This window comes from Clostridium sp. KLE 1755 (assembly GCF_000466465.2).
Lineage (GTDB): Bacteria > Bacillota > Clostridia > Lachnospirales > Lachnospiraceae > Eisenbergiella > Eisenbergiella porci.
On record NZ_KE992711.1, the window covers coordinates 67,679 to 70,916 of the forward strand.

Sequence of the window (3,238 nt, forward strand, 5' to 3'; positions counted from 1 at the left end):
CCCCGCCACAAGCATAGCTCCATGGCAGCGCTCCAAGCCCTCAGGCGAAAAAGAGTTCATCTGCCACACGCCTATACTTATGATAACTATATCTGTCGCTTTATGCAACCCCGTCACGCAAAAAATTTATGATGATGTCATCAATTCCCTCCAGTTCCACCAGCTCACCTGCCCCTGCTGTTCCCATTCCGCCTGTCTGACCATCCATGGTTACTATGACCGCTCGGTCAGGAAAAATGGGGAAAACGGTGCCTTGCATATCTGCCGGATGCTCTGCAGCCAATGCGGTCATACCCACTCTCTCCTCCTCTCATCCATCGTTCCCTATTCCCAGATTCCCCTTGCCGATCAGGCAGGCATCACTACCGGAGAGGCTGAAAAGGTGATGGAACGCAACCCGCTGATCGATGAAAACTCTGTCCGCTATATCCTGCGCCAGTTCCGCAAGCACTGGTAGCACAAACTCCTTTCCCAAACCATTTCCCTGCAGCCACTGGCCGGACTGACTAGATCCTGCTTCGATTTCTTCAACCGGCAGTTCATGCAGATTAAAACCACCCCAAATATCCTTTTCCTAAGAACCACATAACCTGACACGACCTTTGCCATTTTTCCTATTACAATGGAGAAAAACAAAGGAGGTTCCTTCCATGGAACAAGAAAAACGCCAGGATATTGCCCTGATGCGCTACTGCGCCATCGCTCCGCTCCTTACCAGGCTCCAGGAGGATTACAGCTCCCTGTCGGCCTACTTCCAGTCCGTTTCGGATAAGGGCATTACTGCCCCGACGGAAAAACCAGGCACTATGCCCCCAAAACCATCGGCAAATGGTACCATGCCTACCGGCAGGTCTGATCTTGGCAGCCCCCGCAAACTCGATGACGACCTTCAGGAACAGATCCTCTGCCTGAAGGAAAACTATCCAAGGATGAGCGCGGCTGCCATCTTCCGCCAGTTAAAGGATAACGGCAGCATCAGGAACGGGCAGGTATCGGAGGCAACCGTCGGCAGGTATGTCAACCGCCTCGCCACGCAGCCCGGAACTACGGGCAATCAGAATATGCGGCGTTATGAACGCCCCCACATCAATGAAGTCTGGTGTGGTGATTCCAGCGTCGGCCCTTCCCTGAAAACTGCGGACGGAAAAAAACACAGGTTCTGCATCATCGCCCTGATCGATGATGCCAGCAGGTTCATCACGGGAATTGATGTTTTCTTCAATGACAGTTTTGTGAACCTGATGTCCGTCATGAAATCCGCTGTCGCAAAATACTGACGCCCCAGGGTATGGAACTTTGATAACGGCAGCACCTATAAAAACAGGCAGATGGAACTGCTCGACGCACGCATAGGCACGACCCTCAATTACTGCAAACCCTACACGCCTATTGACAAGGCCAAGATAGAGCGGTGGTTCCGCACCCTCAAGGATCAGTGGATGGCATCCCTGGATATCCGGGATTTCCATTTTCTGGAGGAACTTAAGGGAAGCCTGCTTGCTTATGTGGCACGCTACAACCAGTCGCCGCACACCTCCCTGAAAGGCAGTTCCCCTCAGGATCGTTTCTTCTCGGAACCGGAATACATCCGCCGGCTCCCCGAGGATGAAATCAGCCGCTGTTTCCTGCTGGAAATCGAGCGCCGGGTGTCCGCCGACTGCGTGGTCGTCATAGACCAGGTGGAATACGAGGTGGATTACCATTTTGCAAAACAGCGCATCTGCCTGCGCTATTCCCCTGACATGTCGGAGATTTTTGTGGTGGAAGCGGACGGAACCCTTTCCCCCATCCGGCTCCTTAACAAGCAGGAGAACGCTTCCGTTAAACGTGAAAAAATACGCTTATGCAAAGAAGATGACTGACTATGGAATACTGGGTACGCTATGGTCTGGAATTCAACCCTTTCCTGAAAAATTCCAAAGAGATCCTGGTCGAGACACAGGAATACAGGGAGATCCTGTTCCGTCTGGACTATCTCGCAAAAACAAAAGGCTTCGGGGTTCTCGCCGGCTCCGCCGAACGGGAAAAGACCACCGCACTGCGTGGCTGGGCCAAAAGCCTCTGCTCTTCTTTATACAAGGTGGTCTATTCCAGCCTCACCACCCTTACCATCAATGATTTTTACCGTAACCTTGTCACCGAACTGGGCGCCCAGCCCTCTTTCCGCAAGCCGGACAACTTCCGGCTTATACAGGAAGAGATTACCCGCCTGGCGCTGGAGAAACACAGGACGCCGGTATTCATCATTGACGAGGCAAACTATATCAGCAACGCCACTCTTAATGACCTGAAAATCCTGTTCAACTTCGAAATGGACTCCAAAGACCGCGCCGTTATCCTGCTCGCCGGGCTCCCGCAGTTAAACAACTACCTCCGCCTCAGTATCCATGAACCCCTGCGCCAGAGGATCGTTATGAATTACCATCTGGACGATCTTTCCAAGGAAGAAGGACGGATATATATTTCCGAAAAACTCCGGGGAGCGGGCTGCTCCCGGCCAGTCTTTGAAGATGCGGCTGTCGGGGCTGTCCTCAATGCTGCCGAAGGCATCCCCAGGGTCATCAACAAGCTCTGCAGTTACAGTCTTCTGGTCGGCGGGGCGAAAGAAGCAGACCTTATCACTGCGGATATCGTCATGCAGGCAGTCAACGACTGCGAGCTTGGTTAGGAAGGAGGATCGCTTATGGACAAATTTTTCACCTGCCTGTTCTTACCCGATGGACAGATGAAACCCTGGCAGGGTACCATCTGTCCGCTTCTCCCGTTTGAACCGGCGGACTTTGAAATATGCTCCCGGGGCAGTATGTTCCATATTGTCCTCGGACAGCACAGTCAGGGGCGTTATCATCGGAATGGATATCGCAGACCCGGATGACTGTTTTGGGAACTACGAACATCTCAGGGCAGAATATCCGAAACTAAGCAAAGTTGATGCTGTCAGCATCGTCAATGTACTGTCTGTAATCAAGCATTACAATGACTGAATCTTACAGGCGGGGAAACCTGCCTGTAAACTTGTATAAAATAATTTGAAGATGGAGCAAACAATGTGCAGTTTAGGTATGAAATAATGTGCAGCTTGTTATTGTGCCGTTAGCAATTTGTTCTCAAACAATCTGCAAAACCTCGTCTTCTTTAATTTGCAGAACAACACTTCCGGATTGGAAACTCTTGCTGGAGGATTGGACACACCGAAGATTTCAAATTCTGGGTGTGTCAAATAAACTGTGTATCACGT

The 3,238-nt window shown here is 51.3% G+C and carries 6 protein-coding genes; all 6 read left to right on the forward strand.

What is annotated here, in order from left to right; all coding sequences use genetic code 11:
- The coding region (locus tag HMPREF1548_RS29510; RefSeq protein WP_286138007.1) for a DUF6431 domain-containing protein at positions 1-457 on the forward strand (457 nt) is incomplete at its 5' end.
- Positions 458-650: 193 nt separating this feature from the next.
- Positions 651-1,277: a hypothetical protein gene (locus tag HMPREF1548_RS30535; RefSeq protein WP_021636794.1), complete on the forward strand. Its 627-nt coding sequence runs from the start codon at positions 651-653 to the stop codon at positions 1,275-1,277.
- A 51-nt stretch (positions 1,278-1,328) separates the two neighbouring features.
- Positions 1,329-1,862, forward strand: a complete 534-nt coding sequence (locus HMPREF1548_RS30540) for an integrase core domain-containing protein (protein ID WP_021636795.1) — start codon at positions 1,329-1,331, stop codon at positions 1,860-1,862.
- Positions 1,863-1,864: 2 nt separating this feature from the next.
- Positions 1,865-2,668 carry an ExeA family protein gene (locus tag HMPREF1548_RS13590; protein ID WP_021636796.1) on the forward strand — a complete coding sequence of 268 codons (804 nt, stop codon included), beginning with the start codon at positions 1,865-1,867 and terminating at the stop codon, positions 2,666-2,668.
- A 15-nt stretch (positions 2,669-2,683) separates the two neighbouring features.
- On the forward strand, positions 2,684-2,875 hold the full coding sequence (locus HMPREF1548_RS13595; RefSeq protein WP_051358392.1) for a DUF6618 family protein: 192 nt from the start codon (positions 2,684-2,686) through the stop codon (positions 2,873-2,875).
- On the forward strand, positions 2,853-2,984 hold the full coding sequence (locus HMPREF1548_RS31040) for a DUF6618 family protein (protein ID WP_021636797.1): 132 nt from the start codon (positions 2,853-2,855) through the stop codon (positions 2,982-2,984). The genes HMPREF1548_RS13595 and HMPREF1548_RS31040 overlap by 23 nt, the downstream gene beginning before the upstream one ends.
- The last annotated feature ends 254 nt before the right edge of the window (positions 2,985-3,238 follow it).

Excerpts from the sequence above, each read along its gene's own strand:
- HMPREF1548_RS30535 (WP_021636794.1), top strand. The coding sequence starts at position 651 with ATGGAACAAGAAAAACGCCAGGATATTGCCCTGATGCGCTACTGCGCC.
- HMPREF1548_RS30540 (WP_021636795.1), top strand. The coding sequence starts at position 1,329 with ATGGAACTGCTCGACGCACGCATAGGCACGACCCTCAATTACTGCAAA.
- HMPREF1548_RS13590 (WP_021636796.1), top strand. The coding sequence starts at position 1,865 with ATGGAATACTGGGTACGCTATGGTCTGGAATTCAACCCTTTCCTGAAA.
- HMPREF1548_RS13595 (WP_051358392.1), top strand. The coding sequence starts at position 2,684 with ATGGACAAATTTTTCACCTGCCTGTTCTTACCCGATGGACAGATGAAA.
- HMPREF1548_RS31040 (WP_021636797.1), top strand. The coding sequence starts at position 2,853 with ATGGATATCGCAGACCCGGATGACTGTTTTGGGAACTACGAACATCTC.